The 16,388-nt window shown below is 66.7% G+C and carries 17 protein-coding genes; 6 read left to right on the top strand and 11 right to left on the bottom strand.

Annotation, left to right across the window (positions count from 1 at the left end; translation table 11 throughout):
* Positions 1 to 63 precede the first annotated feature (63 nt).
* A complete protein-coding gene (locus VQ065_RS13615) occupies positions 64 to 843 on the top strand; it encodes a hypothetical protein (protein WP_003087649.1) in 780 nt (259 codons plus the stop codon).
* Between the two features lie 24 nt (positions 844 to 867).
* On the opposite strand, the gene prmB is transcribed toward VQ065_RS13615, so the two are convergent.
* On the bottom strand, positions 868 to 1,782 hold the full coding sequence (prmB, locus tag VQ065_RS13610) for a 50S ribosomal protein L3 N(5)-glutamine methyltransferase (RefSeq protein WP_003087648.1): 915 nt from the start codon (positions 1,780 to 1,782) through the stop codon (positions 868 to 870).
* 170 nt (positions 1,783 to 1,952) lie between these two features.
* Between prmB and VQ065_RS13605 the strand changes: the two genes are divergently transcribed.
* The 4 genes from VQ065_RS13605 to folE all read left to right on the top strand — a co-directional run bounded on the left by VQ065_RS13605 (position 1,953) and on the right by folE (position 4,279).
* Positions 1,953 to 2,549 (top strand): cysteine hydrolase family protein, encoded by a 597-nt coding sequence (locus VQ065_RS13605; RefSeq protein ID WP_003087646.1) that lies wholly within the window; start codon positions 1,953 to 1,955, stop codon positions 2,547 to 2,549.
* Positions 2,550 to 2,721: 172 nt separating this feature from the next.
* The gene (locus tag VQ065_RS13600; RefSeq protein WP_003087644.1) at positions 2,722 to 3,042 is read left to right on the top strand and encodes a hypothetical protein; all 321 of its coding nucleotides are present in this window, start codon (positions 2,722 to 2,724) and stop codon (positions 3,040 to 3,042) included.
* A gap of 56 nt (positions 3,043 to 3,098) precedes the next feature.
* On the top strand, positions 3,099 to 3,656 hold the full coding sequence (locus VQ065_RS13595; RefSeq protein ID WP_003087642.1) for a Smr/MutS family protein: 558 nt from the start codon (positions 3,099 to 3,101) through the stop codon (positions 3,654 to 3,656).
* A 77-nt stretch (positions 3,657 to 3,733) separates the two neighbouring features.
* Positions 3,734 to 4,279, top strand: coding sequence for a GTP cyclohydrolase I FolE (gene folE / locus VQ065_RS13590; protein ID WP_003087639.1), 546 nt, complete (start codon positions 3,734 to 3,736; stop codon positions 4,277 to 4,279).
* A 64-nt stretch (positions 4,280 to 4,343) separates the two neighbouring features.
* On the opposite strand, the gene VQ065_RS13585 is transcribed toward folE, so the two are convergent.
* Positions 4,344 to 4,805 carry a bacteriohemerythrin gene (locus tag VQ065_RS13585; protein ID WP_003087637.1) on the bottom strand — a complete coding sequence of 154 codons (462 nt, stop codon included), beginning with the start codon at positions 4,803 to 4,805 and terminating at the stop codon, positions 4,344 to 4,346.
* A 245-nt stretch (positions 4,806 to 5,050) separates the two neighbouring features.
* Here VQ065_RS13585 and VQ065_RS13580 point away from each other — a divergent pair, with 245 nt between their 5' ends.
* The gene (locus VQ065_RS13580; protein ID WP_003110435.1) at positions 5,051 to 5,431 is read left to right on the top strand and encodes a VOC family protein; all 381 of its coding nucleotides are present in this window, start codon (positions 5,051 to 5,053) and stop codon (positions 5,429 to 5,431) included.
* Positions 5,432 to 5,458: 27 nt separating this feature from the next.
* Here the strand turns inward: VQ065_RS13580 and VQ065_RS13575 are convergent, their stop codons facing one another.
* The 9 genes from VQ065_RS13575 to VQ065_RS13535 form a co-directional block, all read right to left on the bottom strand.
* Positions 5,459 to 6,448 carry a serine/threonine-protein kinase gene (locus VQ065_RS13575; RefSeq protein ID WP_003087629.1) on the bottom strand — a complete coding sequence of 330 codons (990 nt, stop codon included), beginning with the start codon at positions 6,446 to 6,448 and terminating at the stop codon, positions 5,459 to 5,461.
* Entirely contained in the window at positions 6,445 to 7,173 is a 729-nt protein-coding gene (locus VQ065_RS13570) for a PP2C family protein-serine/threonine phosphatase (RefSeq protein WP_003087627.1), read from the bottom strand. Before VQ065_RS13570 ends, VQ065_RS13575 begins: the two co-directional genes overlap by 4 nt.
* The gene (gene tssM / locus VQ065_RS13565; RefSeq protein ID WP_003087624.1) at positions 7,173 to 10,700 is read right to left on the bottom strand and encodes a type VI secretion system membrane subunit TssM; all 3,528 of its coding nucleotides are present in this window, start codon (positions 10,698 to 10,700) and stop codon (positions 7,173 to 7,175) included. Before tssM ends, VQ065_RS13570 begins: the two co-directional genes overlap by 1 nt.
* Positions 10,701 to 10,715: 15 nt before the next feature.
* Positions 10,716 to 11,585 carry a type IVB secretion system protein IcmH/DotU gene (gene icmH, locus VQ065_RS13560; RefSeq protein ID WP_003087622.1) on the bottom strand — a complete coding sequence of 290 codons (870 nt, stop codon included), beginning with the start codon at positions 11,583 to 11,585 and terminating at the stop codon, positions 10,716 to 10,718.
* Positions 11,586 to 11,587: 2 nt separating this feature from the next.
* Entirely contained in the window at positions 11,588 to 12,919 is a 1,332-nt protein-coding gene (tssK, locus tag VQ065_RS13555; protein ID WP_003087620.1) for a type VI secretion system baseplate subunit TssK, read from the bottom strand.
* Positions 12,916 to 13,422 (bottom strand): type VI secretion system lipoprotein TssJ, encoded by a 507-nt coding sequence (tssJ, locus tag VQ065_RS13550; RefSeq protein ID WP_003110438.1) that lies wholly within the window; start codon positions 13,420 to 13,422, stop codon positions 12,916 to 12,918. Before tssJ ends, tssK begins: the two co-directional genes overlap by 4 nt.
* Positions 13,423 to 13,427: 5 nt before the next feature.
* Positions 13,428 to 14,621 (bottom strand): type VI secretion system-associated FHA domain protein TagH, encoded by a 1,194-nt coding sequence (gene tagH, locus VQ065_RS13545; RefSeq protein ID WP_003087616.1) that lies wholly within the window; start codon positions 14,619 to 14,621, stop codon positions 13,428 to 13,430.
* 17 nt (positions 14,622 to 14,638) lie between these two features.
* A complete protein-coding gene (locus VQ065_RS13540) occupies positions 14,639 to 14,779 on the bottom strand; it encodes a hypothetical protein (protein ID WP_003087614.1) in 141 nt (46 codons plus the stop codon).
* A gap of 88 nt (positions 14,780 to 14,867) precedes the next feature.
* Positions 14,868 to 16,379 (bottom strand): sigma-54 interaction domain-containing protein, encoded by a 1,512-nt coding sequence (locus VQ065_RS13535; protein WP_003087611.1) that lies wholly within the window; start codon positions 16,377 to 16,379, stop codon positions 14,868 to 14,870.
* Between the last annotated feature and the right edge of the window lie 9 nt (positions 16,380 to 16,388).

Here is a 16,388-nt window from a genome sequence, read left to right as displayed (position 1 = left end):
CGCTTCCCGCGCCGACAAGTTCTGAAAGCCGGCCCGTGAAGGCGGCCGGCCAGAGGATGTCCGATGATCGATAGCGATACCCAACCGGCCGCAGAAGAAGCCGAGAAGAAACCGCCGCACCCCTGGGCCGAACTGGCGCCGGAGCATTTCCGCCTGCTCCGCCTGGCGCCGCTGCCCACCGACCGCGCGACCGGCGCCCGCCCCCTGCGCTTCGTCCAGCTCGGCAGGGTCGAACGGCATAGCGCGGACCAGAGCCTGCTGCGCCTGAGCATCCAGGTGCCAGGCCTGATGCTGCGCAAGGAGCAGAACCTGCTGGAGGTCTGGGCCGATCATCGCAACAAGGAAGTGCGTTTCGGCTCGGACGCCGGGCTCAGCCTTGAACCCTTGAACCGCGGGCTGGGCCGTTTCCTGCTGGCCCAGGCGATCGCCTGGGCGCAACGACGCTGGGCCCACTACAAGGTGGAAGGCGGCGCACTGGCGCTGAAGGATGGCCTGACCGAAGACGCACGCCTGCGCCGCGACCATTTCATCCGCGCCCAGGGCTTCGACGTCAGCTATGAGGACCAGCGGTTGCTCAAGGCCCGCTACAGCGCCGGCCGGGTCAGCGAGCTGCACAGCGATTGGCACAAGGACAAGGTGCAGATCGTGCCGCTGCTGGACGCCGCGGCGATGCTGGAACAGGCCGAGCAGACCCTGCAGGCCCAGGATGCGGAGATCCGCCAACTGGAACAGCGCATCAACCACTACCGCCGCGACGACACCAGCTTGCGCTTCACCATCGCCTGCCTGACCGCCTTCGCGGTGTTCCAGGCCGGCCTGCTGATCTGGATCGCCACTCACTGAACCGGCGGCACCAGCCGCCTCCGATCACTTTTCCAAGCGCGAACGGAACAGTTCCCGGTGCTCGCGGCACTGCGCGGCGGACAGCATGAACACCCCGTGGCCGCCGTGCTCGAACTCCAGCCAGGTGAAGTCCACTTCCGGATACAGCGCCTGCACATGGACCTCGCTGTTGCCCACCTCGACGATCAGCAGGCCTTTCTCGCTGAGGTGGTCGGCCGCCTCGGCGAGCATCCGTCGCACCAGGTCCAGGCCGTCGTCGCCGCAGGCCAGGCCGAGTTCAGGCTCATGATGGAACTCCGCCGGCATGTCGGCGAAATCCTCGGCATCCACGTAGGGCGGATTGGACACGATCAGGTCGAAGCGCTGGCCGGGAAGCCCGGCGAAACCGTCGCCCTGGACGGTGTAGACCCGCTCGCCGAGGTCGTGGCGCTCGATATTGACGTTGGCCACCTCCAGCGCATCGAAGGACAGGTCGGCGAGCACCACCTCCGCCTGCTCGAACGCATAGGCGCAGGCGATGCCGATGCAGCCGGAACCGGTGCAGAGGTCGAGGATTCGCGCCGGCTCGGCCGGCAGCCAGGGCGCGAAGCGCTGTTCGATAAGTTCGGCGATAGGCGAGCGCGGCACCAGCACGCGTTCGTCGACGCTGAAGGGAATCCCGCAGAACCAGGCTTCGCCCAGCAGGTAGGCCGCCGGAATCCGTTCCTCGATGCGCCGCCGGAGGATCTCCGCCAACTCGGCGCGTTCATCGTCTTCCAGGCGGCAATCCAGGTAGCTGTCAGAAATTTCCCAGGGAAGGTGCAGGGAGCCCAGAACCAGGTGGCGCGCCTCGTCCCAGGCATTGTCGGTGCCGTGACCGAAGAACAGGCCGGCGGCGTGGAAACGGCTGACAGCCCAGCGGATGTAGTCGCGCAGGGTGAGCAGACGGGACTCGGACATGACGGAATTGCTCCTCGCAACGCACAAAAGGGCGACATTCTAGCCGATCGCGCCGGAGCTGGCCTCCAGCGCGGGAAGTCCATACCACTTTAGTGCGCATGCGGCAAAGGTTCACAGGCTCGCCGATAGGGGCCAGAATGAAAGGCATGTGCCTTCTCAGGAGTAGTGACATGCCTCATCCGCTCACCCTTTTGCAGATCAGCGGACGCGGCTACCCGCCAGCCCCCCTTCGGCAGAGCACCTTGCTGATCATCGATGCCCAGGAAGAGTACCGCAGCGGCGCCCTGAGCCTGCCAGGCCTGGACGCTGCCGCCGCGGAAATCGGCGTGCTGGTGCAGGCAGCCCGCGCCAACGGTACGCCCATCGTGCATGTGCGCCACCTGGGTATCCAGGGTGGCCTGTTCGATCCGCAGGGTCCGCGCGGCCAGTTCCTCCCGGAACTGCAACCGGAAGCCGGGGAAAAGGTCGTGGAGAAACGCCTGCCCAATGCCTTCTCCGGCACCGAGCTGCACGACCTGCTGCAGAACCACGGCCGTCTCGACCTGATCGTCTGCGGTTTCATGACCCATTCCAGCGTCAGCACCACCGTGCGCGCGGCCAAGGACTACGGCTACCGCTGCACCCTCGCCGACAGCGCCTGCGCCACCCGCGACATACCCACCCTGAACGGCGGGGTCCTGAGCGCCGCGGACCTGCAACGCGCCGAGATCGCCGCCCTCGGCGACAACTTCGCGGCGATCGTCGCCCGGGCCCGGGACCTGCTCTGACCGCCCATCCAGCCGCCCTCCCGCCCCGCCCTGCGGAGGACTAGTCTGCCTGCAGGGCCATGGCTTGCGGCGAGAAGACGAGCGGCGCACGGTTTGCCCACGGCTCCCGGGAATCCGGGAACCCGGCCGGAAGGTTCCGGTCCTAGCCCCGATGACACACGAGGAAGTCGGGATGAAGCTGTCCGATAGTTTCGATGCGCGCCGGCTGCGCCCGCGCCGGCCGAGAGTCTGGCGCTGGCGCCTGGCGGCGGCGTTCGCGGCCCTGGTGGCGAGCCTGGGCGTGCTGCTGTCGCTGGCCGGCACCTCGGCCTTGATCGGCCGCCAGCCGGCTGTCGGCATGCTGCATATCGAACCCGCCGCCGGCGGCGTCTTGCTGGCCCTTGGCCTGCTGTCGCTCTGCCTCGGCGTGTTCTTCTGGCGTTTCAGCCGCCGTCGCAGCCGCCGCAACAGCGACCTGAGCCTGTCGCCGAACCTGATGAAAAAGCGCGACTGAGCGGGCTGCCGGCGTGCGGCCGATCCGGTAAACTGCGCCGCTTCGCGGAGGCTCCCATGCAAGACGACGACTTTTCCCTGTTCAAGAGCGAGATGCGCGGCGTCAAGCGCATCTCGGTCGATCGAGCCGATACCGGCAAACCTCGCAACGACCGCCAGCAACTCAAGCAGCGCCAGCTCAATGCCAGCGTGCGCAACGACGAAATCCGCGTCGACGGCCTGTCCGACCAGTTCGTCATCGACGTCGGCCCCGAGGACGAGCTGTCCTGGGCCCGCGACGGCGTCCAGGAAAGCCAGTTGCGCAAGCTCAAGCAGGGCCTGGTGCCCTTCGACGGTAGCCTCGACCTGCACGGCATGAGCGTGGAGAAGGCCCGGCAGACGCTATGGGACTTCCTTGCCGAGGCCACCCGCCTGGAAATCCGCTGCGTGCGCGTGACCCATGGCAAGGCCGCGCGCAAGGACGGACGCAGCCCGCTGGTGAAAAGCCACGTCAATACCTGGTTGCGCCAACACCCGCAGGTGCTCGGTTTCACCTCCTGCCTGCCACGCCACGGCGGCACCGGCTCGGTCTACGTGATGCTGCGCAGGACCATGCTCGAAGGCCGCGACGAGTAGCCGGCAAGCGCCGAGTCTTGCCAGCGGCCCGGCGACGTCCTACCCTCCGCGCTGGTAATCGTCTGACTGGAACGCTCATGTCCCTGGAACAACACTACTCCTCGATCCTCACCCAGCTCGGCGAGGACGTTAACCGCGAAGGTCTGCTGGACACGCCCAAGCGTGCCGCCAAGGCCATGAAGTACCTGTGCCGCGGCTACCAACAGAGCCTGGAAGAAGTCGTCAACGGTGCCCTGTTCAGCTCCGACAACAGCGAAATGGTATTGGTCAAGGACATCGAGCTGTACTCGCTCTGCGAGCACCACCTGCTGCCCTTCATCGGCAAGGCCCACGTGGCCTATATTCCGAACGGCAAGGTGCTCGGCCTGTCGAAGGTCGCGCGGATCGTCGACATGTACGCCCGCCGCCTGCAGATCCAGGAGAACATGAGCCGGCAGATCGCCGAGGCGGTCCAGCAGGTCACCGGCGCCCTCGGCGTCGCGGTGGTGATCCAGGCCCAGCACATGTGCATGATGATGCGCGGCGTGGAGAAGCAGAACTCGTCCATGGTCACTTCGGTGATGCTCGGCGAATTCCGCGACAACGCAGCCACCCGCAGCGAATTCCTCAGCCTGATCCGCTGAGGCCAGGTCCGCTGGCGAAAGAACCGGCCCCACTGGGCCGGTTTTGCGTTTCCTTCCCCGGCGATCAGCCGAAGAAGCGCTTCATCGAGCGCGACAACCAACCGCCCTCGCTCTTGTCCTTGACCAGTTCGGACATGCTGTGGCGTACCGCATCCACATATCCGGCGTCGTCGTTGCGGATGTGGTTGAACAGCCAGCGCGAGAGCAAGCCCTTGAGTTCATCGCCGACATCCTCGCCGGCCTGGAAGCGCACCCGGTATTCGGAGACCCGGCGGATGAACAGCTCGTGGATCTTCTTGTGCGCCCGGGAAAACTGGTAGCCGGCATCCTCCATCAGGGTTTCCTCGAAGGCGAAGTGCGACAGCGTGTAGTCCACCAGCTCCTCGATCACCTCGGCGATCGCCGCGTGTTCCTTGCCTTGCTGGGCGTCGTGCAGGTGATTGATCATCTCGACGATGCGTTTGTGTTGATTATCGATGACCTGAATACCGGTATTCAGGTCATCCTGCCAGACCAGATGCGCCATGATGACTTCCCCCAAGCGAACAGCGAACGGCCTTTCCGAACGGCCTGGGGCCAGGGTATTTTTGTGACGCAGTACGGGTATTGACGCCGGTCAAGCGGGACAAGATGTTAATGAATTTCGCATGAATTCATTCGCCCCCCTCGCGGCGGCATGCCCGCCCGATCCGCTCGGTTTCGCGCGGCTGAACATCCGCCATCGTCGCCGGAAAGCGGCGTCACCAGTGGTCCCGACAGGACAGGAAGGAAATGAACCTGATCGCGCACGTGGAAATACCGGTGTCCGACCTGGAGAGGGCGATGCGTTTCTACGCCTCGGTGTTCGGAGTGGCGTTCGGCGAGGTAGCCACCCTGCACGGAAGCAGAATGGCGCATTTCCCCTTCGAGGAAGGCCGTGACGGTGCCAGCGGCGCACTCGCCGAGGGCGACGTCTACGTGCCTACGCTACATGGGGCGATCATCTACCTGAATGTCGCGGACCTGGATGTCGTCCTTGCCCGGGCCCTCGGCGAAGGCAGCGAAATCCTCTTCCCGAAGACGCCGCTTGGCGACGGCGTGTTCATCGCCGAGATCAGGGACAGCGAAGGCAATCGTATCGCCCTGCAGAGCGCTTGCGGAGAGCGGCCGTAGAGGTCCTGCAAACCGAGCGCCGCCGGCTCAACGGGCAAGAACGCCGGCCAGCCAGGAACGCCGCGCGCCCAGCGCTTCCTGCAATTCGCGGACGCCGATGCAGCGCCGTTCGGGGTCGAGGCTCAGGGCGGTACGCAGCGCCGGCCAGCAGCGCCGAGGCAGGTGTCCGGGCGCGCGCAGCTGGCGCTCCAGCCCCTGCTCCCGGGCCTGGTTCGAGGGCAGGCGGCGGAACGGATGGCGACCGTCGGCCAGTTCGTAGAGGACGCAGGCCAGCGCATACAGGTCGGCTGCCGGCGACAACGGCGCACCCTCGAGCAGTTCGGGAGCGGCGTAGCCCGGGGTCCAGGCGTCGATGCGGCCCCGGCTGAGCTGCGGCAGGCCGTCCAGGATGCCTGCCTGCGCCTGGCCGAGGCCGAAGTCGAAGAGCCGCACGCCCTCCTCGCCGAGCATCACGTTGCTCGGCTTCAGGTCGCCATGCAGCACCCCTTGTTCGTGGACATAGGCCAGGGCGTCCAGCAACGGCCGGGCGATCGCGCTCAACTCGGACCAGGGCAGGCCTTCGGGACGCTCGCAGAGCAGGCGATCGAGCGGCAGGCCAGGCATGAGTTCCATGACGATGTAGGCGCGCTGGCAGGCGGTGTCGACGTCGAAGGTGAACAGACGCACGACGTTCGGATGGCGCAAGCGCCGGGTCAGGGCGAACTCGCTATAGAGCAAGGCGCTGGCGTCGGGTGACTCGGCGACCGATTCGTTGAGCAGCTTCAACGCTACCAGCGGCGCCGGGTCGCCGAACTGCTCATGGAGCAGGTCCCGGGCACGGTATACCGTGCCCATGCCGCCGGCGCCGAGCATCCGCTCCAGACGGTAGCGCCCGGAAAGAACGTCCGGCAGCGGACCGGGCAACACCGCCGGCAGGTCCGGCGCCGAGGCGGTCGGGGCGGCGAAGGCGAAATAGGTCAGGTTCGCGCCGCCCTCCTCCTCCGGCAGCAGCTCCAGCGACGACAGCGGTTCGTTCATTGGCGGATCACCACGGCCGTCAGGTTGTCCCGCGCGGCGCCGCTCAGAGCGCCGTCGAACAGCCGCTCCACCGCCACCTGCGGCGATGCCAGGCTCAACGCGCGGCCCAGCGCATCGGCGCTCAGCTCTTCGTAGAGCCCGTCGCTGCAGAGCAGGAAGACATCACCGGGATGCACCTCCAGTTCCAACACGTCCAGCACCAGTTGTTCGCTGGCGCCGACGGCACGGGTCAGCGCGCGCGCCGAGGGATAGGCGCGGGCCTGTTCGATATCCATCCGCCGTTCGTCGACCAGTCGCTGCAACAGCGAGTGGTCGCGGGACAGCTGGTACAGCCGCTGGCCGCGCCACAGGTAGCAGCGGCTGTCGCCGACCCACACGCAGGCCGCCCGCGAACCCTCCACGACCAGCGCCACCACCGTACTGCCGATGATCCTGTCGCCGCGTTCGGCGCTGAGGGTGAGTTCCTCGCCCAGGCGCCGGTTGAGCCAGTGCAGGCACTGGCGCATCGCGTTCAGGCGCTCGTCGAATCCCGCCCGGGCCGGCAGTTCCGCCAGGCTGGTGACGATCATCCGGCTGGCCAGGTCGCCGGCCTGGTGCCCGCCCATGCCATCGGCGACCGCCCAGAGCCCGCGATCCGGGCAGTCCAGGAAGGCATCCTCGTTGCGCGCGCGGACCTTGCCGCGATCCGTGCGCGCCGCGCTGCGCCAGGGCTCGGTGCGTTGCATCAGAGCTGCACCGGCATGCGGAAGCTGCGCAGGACCGCGAGATCGAACGGATTCGGCGTGCGCTGGGCGAGCAGCAGGTAGTTGGCGCGCAGGCCGCCCAGGTCGGCCTTGAGCACCATCACGTCACGCCCGCTGAGGTACTCGGTCTGCATCAGGTCGAAGAGCCTGAACAGCGACCAGGGCCCGGTATTGCGTTCGATTCCCACCGGTCGTCCGGCCATCTTCTCCAGCACCAGGCTGGTGCGGCCGCCGTCGGCGTCGCTGGGCCACTTGAACGACATCGGCACGATCGGGCCGTGGCGGTATTCCATGGACTGACCGTCGAAACGGAACTCGGCGCGGCTGACGCCAGGATCGAGGGTATAGGGCTCCAGGCGGAAGCGCACCTGTGGCTCGGCCGGGTTCTCGGCGAAGAAGCTCTGGCGGATCACCTGGGCCGTGCCCATCTGGTCGAGATAGACCTTGGACATCGGCAGGCTGTAGCCGTCCACGCTGCGCAGGCGATAGCTGCCCGGGTCGCCGCTGACGAAGGGCCGCATGTAGGTTTCGAAGAAGCGTTCGGCGACGCCCTGCGCCTTGAAGAACTCGCGAAAATCGCTGACCGCGACATCGCTGGCGCTGTGCGCGTTGAACGGGTAGCGCTTGTTGATCGCCTTGCTGTAGAAACCGTACAGCTCGCTCTGGTAGCGCTGGTTGAGGTACAGGTAGGCATCGCCGAGGACCAGCCGCCAGGCGTCTTCGGCCAGCACGCTGAACCATCCGCCAAGCGGTCGCGGCAGTCGCGCGGAGGCGTTGCGCAGGTTGCTCAGGGCATCGCGCTGGCCGCCCATGCGACTCTTCGCCATGTCGAAAGCCGCCTGCTCCGGCTGGCTGGCGCGCGCCAGTCCGGCGAGTTGCAACTGCAACTCGTTGAGCGCCTGCAACAGCGGGGTGAGGTCGGCCGCCGGGCCGTTGTTATCGTCGAGCAGGCGATGCAGGGGCTCGAAGCGGCGTTGCAGGGACTTCTTCGCGGTATCCGGCAGGTTCTTCGCCAACGCGTCCCTGGCCTTGCCGGCCGCCGCGGCGGCCGCCTTGCCCAGCTTGCCGCCCTTTTCCGCGGCCTTGTCGCTGGCCTCTGCCAGCGCCTCGGCGCTCTCCGCCAGGACCGGGAAACGGGTGTTCTCACGGACCTCCAGCAACAACTGGAGGATCGGCGAGTTGGCGGCGAGCAGCCCGGAAACCTGGTCGGCGCCCTCGCCGGCATCGTTGAACGGCAGCAGGCCCAGGCGTCCGACCGCCTCGCTCCAGAAGTTCGCGTAGTCGCGGAAATACAGCTGCTCGAGTTCGACCATCAGGCGCCGCAGGTCCATGTCGCTGATCCCGCTGCCCTCGCCCAGGACCCAGTTGTCGCGAAGGATGTCGTTGACCAGGCTGGCGCCCTGGACCACGAAGTACTGCTGGTAGCCCTGCTGGGTGTAGAACCCCGGGATCACGTAGTCGGTGCCGACGAACAGACCGGCCTGCGGCCCCAGGTGCTGGCCGAAGCGATACTCGGGCAGGCTTCGCGCCTGTTCGCGCAGCACCCGGTAGACCACGTTGGCCAGGGACTCGCTGCGCAGCACCTGGCGCGCCTGGGCCACCAGGGTGTCGTTCAGCGGATAGCTGAACGGTTGCTCGAGCAGACGGGCGAAATGCGTGTTCAGGCCATTCTGCACGGTGCCATTGCCGGCATAGCGCTGCGACCATTCGGTAGCCACCCAGTCCTTGAGCCATCCGTTCTCGCGGCGCTCGCGCAGATTCAGCATCAGGTAGGCCCGCAGGCTGTTGAGCAGGCGTTCGCGATTCTGCATGTTGCCGCGGATCTGCGCTTCGAGCATCCGCGCCACGCGCGGCAGCAGTTGCGTCTCCAGCTCGCGGCGATAGGCAGCGGCCAGCGGCGGGTTGACCTCGTTGCCCTGGTACAGCCCGGCGCGCTCGTGCAGCGAGACTTCCCCTTTGGGCGGAAACACGGTGGTCGCCGCATAGCTGCTATCCAGCGTCTTCAGCGCCGCCATGGCGTCGTCGCGCTCGCCAAGCGCCTGGCGCTGCTGGGCCCATTGCTGCGCCAGCTCGCGGACCCGCTCCAGGCGCTCGTGGTTGGCCGAGAAACCGCCAGCCCAGAGCAGGCCGAATAGCAGAAGGAGCGCCAGCGAACCGACGTACAGGGCGCGCTGGCCCCAGTGGATGCGCGTGCGCTCGCGGCGATCGAGACCTGCCAGGTTGGCCTCGGGGAAGATCACCTGGCTCAGCAGGTGATGGATGAAGCGCGAGCGCCCGTTGCGCAGGGTCGGCAGCAGGCCGCTGGCGATCCCCAGGTTGGCGCCGATGCCGGCGGTGTCCTCATCCAGCTGCTGGGCCAGGTGCGGCGCGCTGGTCAGGTAGAAGCCGCGCAGGCGGCTGGCGCGCTGGTAGCGATTGCCGGTGAAGGCGAGTTCGACGAACAGGCACAACCGCTCGCCGATCTGGCCAAGCTGGTGCGGGAAGTCGAGGATGCGACCGCGACGCAGGGTATCGCGCTCCTGGTGGATGCGCATGATCACCTGGCTGTTCAGGCGTCGCAGAAGGTCCTCGAACGCCTGGCGCAGGACCGTCACATCGGTGCCGTTCTGCTCCTTGCCGAAGCTGGTGCCCAGAACCTGGTCGCTCTCCTCGCGGCTCAACTGGTCGAAGAACTCGTCGAAGCCGAGCAACTGGTCGGCCTTGCTCAGCACCAGGTAGACCGGCAGATCGAGGTGCAGGGTCTGCTGGATTTCCTGCAGGCGCGCGCGCACCTGGCGAGCCAGCGTATCCAGCGCCATCTCGTCGTCGCTGAGCAACGTTTCCACCGGAATCGACACCATCACGCCATTCAGCGGCCGTGCGCGGCGGCGCTTGCGCAACAGGCCGAGCAGGGTCGCCCAGGCGCCCCCGTCGACCTCGCCGTCGGCTTGGGTCAGGTAGCGCCCGGCGGTGTCGATCAGGACGCCGTGGTCGGCGAAGTACCAGTCGCAGTAGCGCGTGCCGGCGGTATCGCGGGTCAGCTTGCGGTCGATCCGGTTGATCGGGAACTCCAGTCCGGAAAAGTCCAGCAGGCTGGTCTTGCCGCTTCCCTGCGGGCCGATCAGCAGGTACCAGGGCAGCTCGTTGCGCCAGCGCTCGCTACGACCGCGGTACAGGCTGGAGGTCTTCAGGGTGCGCAAGGCGTCCTTGAAGCGGCTGCGCAATTCCTTCTGTTCGTCTTCGATCAGACCGTCGCGGCGCAGGCGCTCCTGGCCCTCGTCGCTGTCCTCGACGGCCTTGCGCCGCACTCCGGCGCGCCAGCTGACGAAGACCATCGCCAGCCCCCAGACCAGGAACATCAGACTGATGCTCAGCAACCGCGAGGTCGGGCTTTCCCAGAACTTGTAGTCGGCGACCGCCAGCAGCGGCCCGACGAACCACACCAGCAATGCCGCCAGGAGTACCAGCAACAGCGTCCAGACCCACGTCTTGCGCAGGAAGGCGCCGACTTTCTTGAAGAAGTTTTTCATTTCGCGTCCCTGTGTTTACGAACCGGGCTGTCCTGCCGCCGCATCGAGCGACTGGTAAGGCTGCAGCACCGTGTCGCGTTGCTCGCCGAGAACCCAGGCGAATCCCGAATACATCACCACCAGGCAGACCAGGGTGAACAGCGCCACCATCCACCAGGGCACGATCCGCACCAGGCCGCGACGCTGGTCGCTGAGCCCCTGCCAGTGCGGCGACAGTTCGCGCGGCACGTCGCCGCGCAACTGGCGGATCTGCCGGTAGAGCGCATCGGAAATACCGTCCAGGTCGAGCACGCCGCGAGCCATCACCCGGTACTTGCCCTCGAAGCCTAGGGCCAGGCAGAGGTACATCAGCTCCAGCATCGGCAGATGCTTGACCGGGTTCTTCGACAGCCGGTCGAGCAACTGGAAGAACTTCTCGCCGCCGAAGGTCTCGTTATGGAAGCTGCTCAGCAGGCTGATCTTCGACCATTCGCTTTCGTTGCCCCACGGGGTGGTCACCACCGCCTCGTCGACCACCGTGCACAGCACGTAGCGCGCCGCCATGACCTGGCTGTTTTCCACGCCATCCTGCACGGCGCGGAATTCGAAGAGCTTCATGGCGGAGGTCAACCGCTCCTTGAGCGCCGCAAGGTTCTCCAGCACGGTGCTGTGCTTGAGCCGGACCACTTCCGAAAGCAGTTCGGAAGCCGCCGCCACCAGCGGGTTCAGGCTGACGTTGAAGGCCTCGCCCGGACGCAGGCGCGCCGCGTAGATCATCCGCTCCTCGAGCTGCTCGAAGCGCGGCGGTTCGGCGAAATCGGTCAGCGGCCCCTGGGCCGGTACCTGTCCCTGGTGATCGAGGAGGACGGTCTTCTCGTCCTCGTGGTATTCCCTTTCCTTGATCATGTTCAGTTCCTGATGGCCCAGAATTTCAGTTCAAGCTCGGAGAACTCGCCGGATACGTGGAACGCGAAACCGCCGGAGCGCTCCAGCTGGGTCATATCCTCGGCGTTGGGTTCGAGAATGAAATAGGTCTTGTTGGAGTGGAACGGGATCTGCCGCGGCGCCACCGGCAGCGGCTTGACCCGGATCCCCGGCAGGTGCAGGTTGACCAACTGGCGAATGTGCTCGACCGCACCCACCTTGAGATGCGCGGGCAGGCGCTGGCGCAGTTCCTCCGACTCGCAATTGGCACTGGCGGCGAGCACGAACGAGGCGCTGCCGAGCAGCTTGTGGTCGTGCAGGGGCGAGACCAGGATGCCGTACTGGCGGGCCTGGAGAGGCAGTTCGATGGCATGCTGCTCGAGCACCATCGACAGGACCTGGCGAATCGCCTCCATCAGCCTGCGGAAGCTGGCGCCCTGGTCGCTGTGCTGGTAACGGCTGTCCAGGCGCGGACGCTTGCTCTCGCTGCCGAAGGTGGCGAGGTCGCCGAGCATGGTCAGCAGCACCCGGTACAACTGCTCCGGATGCACCTGCTCCAATCCCAGGTAGTGGCGCAGCAGCAACTCGGTGCGATTGATCAGTTGCAGCATCATGAAATCGCCGACCTCCGCGCCGCCGACCTTGCCATTGGACCGGATACGCTCGGCGATGGTGTCGCCGCGATGGCCGAGCATGCTAATCACCTCCTTCAGGCAGGACAGCAGGTAGGCGGATGCGTGGGCGTGGAGGTAGCTCGGCACGAAGTCGGGGTCGAGGCTGATCACCCCGTCCGGCGTGGTATCCAGCACCACCGCCACCTTCAGTTTGACGTAGGCCTGGTCGCTCTGCTGCTCGCCGAGCAGCAGGCGAAAATCCGGCCGCGCGCAGCTGACCTGCACCATGGAATCCTCGCCGGCGTTGGAGTCCGCCACCTCCAGATCGTAGGCGGTATAGCGCGCCAGGACCTCGGCCTGCTCCGGCCGGCGCGCCTCGATGTGGTTACCGGTGACCAGCGGCAGGGCCAGGTAGATCGGCACGTTCGAGGTATTGGGCGGCACGTCGAGGGCGAGCGGCTCGGTGTTGCCGCCGAGTTCGAACAGGCTGCCGTCGGGCAGTACGCCGGAGGCCTGGCTGATCACCAGCTTGCCCATGTTGAGGAACTGGCGGTCCAGCTCCAGGGCGAGGAAGCCCCAGTTGTAGCTGCCCAGCAACTGGGTCCGGGCCTTCATCTGGTTGTCGTAGTAGCGGTCGTTGTGTTGCAGGTGCTGCGGGCGCAGCAGCATGCCTTCCTGCCAGACGATCTTGTGCACGTTCATCGCGCGTCACCCGCCTTGCCGAGCAGTTCGCCGGCATTCAGGATGCCCTTCCGGCCCAGCTTCAGCTCTACCCGGGTCAGCTCTTTCGCCGTGACCGGCACCACGTAGCGCCAGCTTGCCTCGCCGAGATCGCGGTAGGCGGCGAGCACGCCCACGTAGCGGCTCCCCTCCTCCACGCTGAGCTTGAGTTCGACCCGCTCGCCGGGCCGCAGCTCCAGCTCCTCGCTGGTCACCAGGTCGGGGTCCAGGGTCTCCTTGGGACGTTCGTAGAGGCTGAAGAAGTCGGCGTTCTCGAACGCCACCGGGTGCTTCAGCTCGAACAGCCGCACTACCACCGGCGACGGCCGGCCATTGAGGTCGGGATTGACCCGCTCGCCGGCGCTCAGGGCGAGGTCGAGCTTGGTCAGTCTGGAATACGGCGACAGCGTGGAACAGCCGGCCAGCAGCGCCAGGACGGCGAGCATGGCCAGCGCCCTGGCTGGCGGGATCGGGCGACGAGACATGGCGATCATCCTTGGTGCTCGGTGTAGAGGGTGGAAATCAGGCGAACCTGCTCTTCGTAGGCCTGGGCGAAATCACGCGCCAACAGGCGCTCGCTCCAATCGTCGTCCTGGCATAGCGACTGGTGGTAGCGACCGTAGGCACGCCAACGGCTGCCCGCGGTGGCCAGCAACGGCCGGCGGCCGTCGCGCTCGAAACGCAGGGTCAGCTGCTGCGGCGAGAAATGCTCGAGGGTCGCGCGCACCGCCGCCCGGCTGGCGCCGAGCAGCGCCACCTGGTGCGCCTGGAGGTCGCGGAAACTGCGTGCGACGGCCTGTTCGCCACTCAACTGGCCAGGCTTGCCATCCCGTAGCAGATGACCCAGCGCCTCGCCGGCATCGGCGCTGAAGCGCAAGGGATTCTTGCCGGTATCGCGCAACGTGCTCAGCGACAGGCGCAGTTCGTTCTTCAGTTCGCTGCGGGTCCGCAGGCTCTGCTGCAAGCCGCCGATGCACTGCCGCAGCAAACCGGCGGCGTTGATCGCCAGCGCTTCGCGCGCAGCGCCGTCGAGGCCTTCGAGGTCCATTCCCAGGGCCTGGCCGAAACGCTGCCAGAAGGCTTCGTCGTGACCCGGACGCGGACTTTCCACGGGTTCCTGCGGAGCCGCCGGGGCGGGCACCAGCTCCGGTACGACCAGGCTTTCCATGTCGATCCGCGCGTAGTCCGCACGCGCCCCGGCCTCCTGGCTGGGCTGGGCAATCGCGCTCAGGTCGTCGAGTTCGTAGGCATCTGCACCGTCCTGGTCGAGCGCCTGCAACGGATCGAGGGCCAGGAAGGCATCGTCCGGAATGATGCTGCCCGCCGGCTGCGGCCGCCCGACGTCCATGGCGAGCTCGTCGGGCTCGCGCAGCAACCGCGCGCGGATCTCGAAGTCGCCGAGCAGGAAGACGCTGTCCTGCTCGATGCGCTGCGGCTCGCCATGCGGCAGGCGGCTGCCGTTGCCGGCGCGGATGCCGTTGCTGCTGGTGTCGGTCAGGTAGAACGCGCCGTTGCGATAGCTGACCCGCGCATGCTGCTTGGACAGGTGCCGCTTGTGATCAGGAATCGCCCAATCGCACTCACCGCCGCGGCCGATGAGGCCGCCGTTCCTGCCGAAGGTCTTGCTGCATAGCTCCGTCGGTACGAATTGCTTGGCGCTGAGCATTTCCAATACCAGTTCCATGAGATCGCTCCTTGCGGTCACTTGCCGCGATTGACCGCCTGCGGATCGCCAAGCGGGCGATAGTCGCCGTCGTTGAATTTGTAGTTGCCGCTGCAACCGGCGAGGCCGCAGAGGACGGCCAGGGCCAGAAGCACGGCGGGCCAGTGACGAACAGGCATCAGGGAGTCTCCATGGAAGGGCCGCGGACGCCGCGCTCCAGGCGCGCGCCCGACTGGGCTGGTTGGAAGGAAATCTCGATCATGGGTTTCAGGTCCGGGGATCGCCGAAATGAATGTTCAGGCGTCCCATGCGATAGATCAGGGTTCGTCGCGGCAGACCCAGTTCGCGCGCGGCGAGGGTCTGGTTGCCAGCGTTCCTGCGCAGGCAGGCGAGCAGCAGGTCCCGTTCGATCTGCTCCAGGTGCTCGCGCAGCTTGAGCGGCGCCTCCGCTTCCGGGGGCGCGCGCAGGGAAAAGTGTTCGGCCAGCAGCACCTCGCCTTCGCAGAGCAGTACCGCGCATTCCACCAGTCCCTTCAGCTCCCGAACGTTGCCGGGAAAGCCATAGCCGTCGAGCAGTTCCAGCGCTTCCGCGGACCAGCCCAGCGGCGCGCGGCGCAGGAACACGCAGGCGCGTTCGGCGAAATGCCGGGCCAGTTCGAGGGCGTCGCCCTCGCGCTGGCGCAACGGCGGCAACTCGATGGGAAACTGCGCCAGCCGGTAGTAGAGGTCTTCGCGGAACTTGCCATCGCGTACCAGCAGGGCGAGGTCACGGTGGGTAGCGGCGATGATGCGTACATCGACCTTGTGCGTGTCGTTGCCGCCGAGCGGGCGAATCTCGCCTTCCTGCAACACGCGCAACAGCTTGGCCTGGAGCGACAGGGGCATGTCGCCGATTTCGTCGAGCAGCAGGGTTCCGCCATCCGCGGCATCGAACAACCCGGGACGATCGCGCTCGGCACCGGTAAAGGCGCCCTTGCGGTAGCCGAACAGCTCGCTTTCCAGCAGGTTTTCCGGAAACGCCGCGCAGTTCTGCACCACGAACGCCTGTGCTCGCCGCGGGCCGTACTCGTGGATCGCCCGTGCGACCACCTCCTTGCCGGTACCGGTCTCGCCCTGCAGCAACACGGTATAGGGGTTGTGCAGGACCTTGCTGATCAGGCGGCAGGTCTCACGCATCGCCGCGCTCCTGCCGATCAGCCCGTAGCCGCTGACCACCGGCGCGCTGGACGGTCCCTGCGGCTCGCCGGAGGGTTGCGAGAGGCGTTGCAGCAGATGCAGCTGGGCCAGCACGAACGAGCCCAACTGGCCCAGTGGATGGGCGAATCCCTGCAGGTCCAGTGGGCGCCGGGTGGCGCAGACCACCATGCCCTCGACCGTTTTCTCCGGGCTCACCAGCGGAACGCAGAGCAGGGACAGCCAGGGCTGCTCCCCTGCCGGCAGGAAGCCGGTCTCGTGCAGCCGCGACGGCAGGTCGACGAGACTGACCACGCGGTTCTGGCACAGGGCGAACTGCAGCAACTGCTCGCCGGTGTAGTCCGCCGGCAGGCTCGACGGCTCCAGCGCCTGCAACAGGCCGTCCCGGCATTCGGCGTTGAGGGTGAGCGCGGTATGGGTCTGGTCGAGCAGATACAGCTGGCTCAGCTCGCAGCCGCTGAGTTCGCCGACTGCGCGTGCGAAACCGCCCAGCAGGGCCGCGATGTCAGTTTCCCGCGACAGCGCGCCGAACTGAGCGAGCAGGGCTTCGGCGAAGGCCAGGGGTTGCGGTACGCGGCTGAACATCGCACCCAC

The organism is Pseudomonas sp. KBN10P06128, assembly GCF_037574945.1.
In the GTDB taxonomy this organism is placed as follows: domain Bacteria; phylum Pseudomonadota; class Gammaproteobacteria; order Pseudomonadales; family Pseudomonadaceae; genus Pseudomonas; species Pseudomonas aeruginosa.
Note: the sequence above shows the minus strand (reverse complement) of the source record. Positions and strands in the feature narration are given on the sequence as shown.

Coding starts and splice junctions, on each gene's coding strand:
- VQ065_RS13605 (WP_003087646.1), top strand. CDS start 1,953: ATGCCTCATCCGCTCACCCTTTTGCAGATCAGCGGACGCGGCTACCCG.
- tssJ (WP_003110438.1), bottom strand. CDS start 13,422: ATGTCTCGTCGCCCGATCCCGCCAGCCAGGGCGCTGGCCATGCTCGCC.
- VQ065_RS13615 (WP_003087649.1), top strand. CDS start 64: ATGATCGATAGCGATACCCAACCGGCCGCAGAAGAAGCCGAGAAGAAA.
- VQ065_RS13540 (WP_003087614.1), bottom strand. CDS start 14,779: ATGCCTGTTCGTCACTGGCCCGCCGTGCTTCTGGCCCTGGCCGTCCTC.
- VQ065_RS13535 (WP_003087611.1), bottom strand. CDS start 16,379: ATGTTCAGCCGCGTACCGCAACCCCTGGCCTTCGCCGAAGCCCTGCTC.
- VQ065_RS13595 (WP_003087642.1), top strand. CDS start 3,099: ATGCAAGACGACGACTTTTCCCTGTTCAAGAGCGAGATGCGCGGCGTC.
- VQ065_RS13600 (WP_003087644.1), top strand. CDS start 2,722: ATGAAGCTGTCCGATAGTTTCGATGCGCGCCGGCTGCGCCCGCGCCGG.
- icmH (WP_003087622.1), bottom strand. CDS start 11,585: ATGATCAAGGAAAGGGAATACCACGAGGACGAGAAGACCGTCCTCCTC.
- tssM (WP_003087624.1), bottom strand. CDS start 10,700: ATGAAAAACTTCTTCAAGAAAGTCGGCGCCTTCCTGCGCAAGACGTGG.
- VQ065_RS13575 (WP_003087629.1), bottom strand. CDS start 6,448: ATGAACGAACCGCTGTCGTCGCTGGAGCTGCTGCCGGAGGAGGAGGGC.
- tagH (WP_003087616.1), bottom strand. CDS start 14,621: ATGGAACTGGTATTGGAAATGCTCAGCGCCAAGCAATTCGTACCGACG.
- folE (WP_003087639.1), top strand. CDS start 3,734: ATGTCCCTGGAACAACACTACTCCTCGATCCTCACCCAGCTCGGCGAG.
- VQ065_RS13580 (WP_003110435.1), top strand. CDS start 5,051: ATGAACCTGATCGCGCACGTGGAAATACCGGTGTCCGACCTGGAGAGG.
- prmB (WP_003087648.1), bottom strand. CDS start 1,782: ATGTCCGAGTCCCGTCTGCTCACCCTGCGCGACTACATCCGCTGGGCT.
- VQ065_RS13570 (WP_003087627.1), bottom strand. CDS start 7,173: ATGCAACGCACCGAGCCCTGGCGCAGCGCGGCGCGCACGGATCGCGGC.
- VQ065_RS13585 (WP_003087637.1), bottom strand. CDS start 4,805: ATGGCGCATCTGGTCTGGCAGGATGACCTGAATACCGGTATTCAGGTC.
- tssK (WP_003087620.1), bottom strand. CDS start 12,919: ATGAACGTGCACAAGATCGTCTGGCAGGAAGGCATGCTGCTGCGCCCG.